Origin of the sequence: Microcystis sp. M49636_WE2 (assembly GCF_030065375.1) — a bacterium.
GTDB classification, from domain to species: domain Bacteria; phylum Cyanobacteriota; class Cyanobacteriia; order Cyanobacteriales; family Microcystaceae; genus Microcystis; species Microcystis aeruginosa_C.
The window spans coordinates 1-1,980 of sequence record NZ_JASJFG010000466.1; the positions used below are offsets into that span (position 1 = coordinate 1).

The 1,980-nt window shown below is 40.1% G+C and carries 2 protein-coding genes and 1 pseudogene; 2 read left to right on the forward strand and 1 reads right to left on the reverse strand.

Annotated elements, in window-relative coordinates:
- The first annotated feature begins 1,092 nt into the window (after positions 1-1,092).
- Positions 1,093-1,344, forward strand: a complete 252-nt coding sequence (locus PX484_RS11020; protein ID WP_002764591.1) for a UPF0175 family protein — start codon at positions 1,093-1,095, stop codon at positions 1,342-1,344.
- Positions 1,337-1,825 carry a PIN domain-containing protein gene (locus tag PX484_RS11025; RefSeq protein WP_287767643.1) on the forward strand — a complete coding sequence of 163 codons (489 nt, stop codon included), beginning with the start codon at positions 1,337-1,339 and terminating at the stop codon, positions 1,823-1,825. The genes PX484_RS11020 and PX484_RS11025 overlap by 8 nt, the downstream gene beginning before the upstream one ends.
- Here PX484_RS11025 and PX484_RS11030 read toward each other — a convergent pair.
- Positions 1,765-1,980, reverse strand: a pseudogene (locus tag PX484_RS11030) (hypothetical protein); the annotation flags it as partial. The gene PX484_RS11025 and the pseudogene PX484_RS11030 sit on opposite strands and share 61 nt — an antisense overlap.

The following is a 1,980-nucleotide window of genomic DNA, read 5'->3' on the forward strand; positions in this document are numbered from 1 at the left end:
AAACCTTGTTGGATAAGGCTTTTAGACTTTTTTTCCCTGAAAAAGTGCCTACCATTGGAGTGATTGGGGGGAAAATTTAGGGATTTTTTCCCTGAAAATTAGGTAATTGACCACCTGAAAATGGGTAAAACCCCACACCCCACACCCCACACCCCACACCCTGCCCCCACGAAAAACTTTTTCAGCAGCCCCTAAATAAGGTTCTTCGGTTTGTGTTATGCAATGGACGGAGGTTATAAGGGATGAAACTCTTATAGAGAAAGGCATTTGGCGATTTTTGTCAATTGTTTTTGATCTAGAGCGAACTAATCAATTAAATCTCTTGCCAGATAAGGATTTAGTTTATTTATGCCACCCTATCGAACCATAACAAGTAACGAAGAACCTCAGTTATTAGTGTATCTTCAGTGGTTAGGATTAAATCGAATGAGTCATCATCAGTTCGTAACCCATCGAACCGGAATGTAAGAGCGTGAGCGGATTCAGCAACCAAGCTAAGAACTGTAGTAACTACAGCAGTCCCAAGAGCCAAAGCTAATGTGCAATTTTTCATTTTTTACTCCTGAGTAGTGTTTTTGTTGGTGTAAGGTTGTAGTTTTACTTTTTCAGGTTCGGAGTGCGATCGCCGCTCTTGCAGCCTAGTTCAAGCAACAGCCTAACCCAACAACAAAGACGGACAACAGAACAATACACGTTACCCTCCCCAATAAAGTATCAAAAGCTACAATTTAATAAATCTTTATATTTCTCTCCCTAGCAACGACTCCCAAAGGAAGGAATCTCAATTAGTTTCCCCTGTTTTACTCCTTCTCAGGCGAACTATCGTCTTCCGTAAGGGATTGTAGCGCGGTATGTCGGATTCGCCTTTGTGTTCTCCCTTGACCACCTCTCAACTCGATGGCTAACCCAAATTAAGCACGATTATATTGCCATAAAGCCCTAGAGGCTTGGTCTCCAACCCCTTGAGGACAAGATAGGCTGCACCCGCTCATTCTGTCGGCTGGAGAGGGGAAACCCGTTACTGATTCTACTCACAGAGAAGGACTAATTTTATTGGTGTAGAATAGAGACAATTATTGAGAGAGAAAGAAAATGAGCACTATTTCCCTTGAAATTCCTGAAGAAATCTTAATTAGTCTCAAAGAAACTCCTGAAAATCTATCAAGAGAATTAAAAATATTGGCAGCCGTTAAACTTTTTGAACTTGACAAACTATCTTCAGGACGTGCAGCCCAATTAGCCGGAATGTCACGAGTAGAATTTTTAACTATTTTGGGGCGTTATCAAGTCTCCCCTTTTTCTTTAACGACTGAACAATTGGAACAAGATATTGTCAATGCCTAATCCTCAAGTCATTGTCAACACCTCTCCTCTACTGTACTTACATCAAGTGGGATATTTAGAATTGCTCCAACGCTTGTATTCTCAAATCCTGACTCCTCCAGCAGTGGTCGAAGAATTAGCAATCGGTAAAAATAAAGGAATTGATGTTCCCAATATTCAGGCAATTGAATGGATTTCAATTACTCTGGTTAAATCAGTCAGTCTAATTCCGGCTATTATTGATTTAGGGCAAGGAGAAGCTGAGGTCTTAGCTTTAGGATTAGAAAATCCAGGTAGTTTACTGATTTTTGATGATCAATTAGCCCGACGTATTGCCAATTTATATCGCTTAAAATATTCAGGAACGCTTGGTGTTTTAGTTAAAGCGAAGCAGCAGGGCTATCTATCTTCTGTTGCTCCCGTTATTGCTAAGTTACGCCATCAAGGAATGTGGCTAACTGATAAAGTTGTCAATGATGTTCTTCGATTAGCTGGAGAGTAAGTATGCTTAAAAAAAAGGCTCTTCGTTACTTGGTATGGTTCGATAGGGGAGCATAAATCGACTAAATCCTTATCTGGCAAGAGACTTAATTGATTAGTTCGCTCTAGATCAAAAACAATTGACAAAAATCGCCAAATGTCTTTCTCTATAAGAGT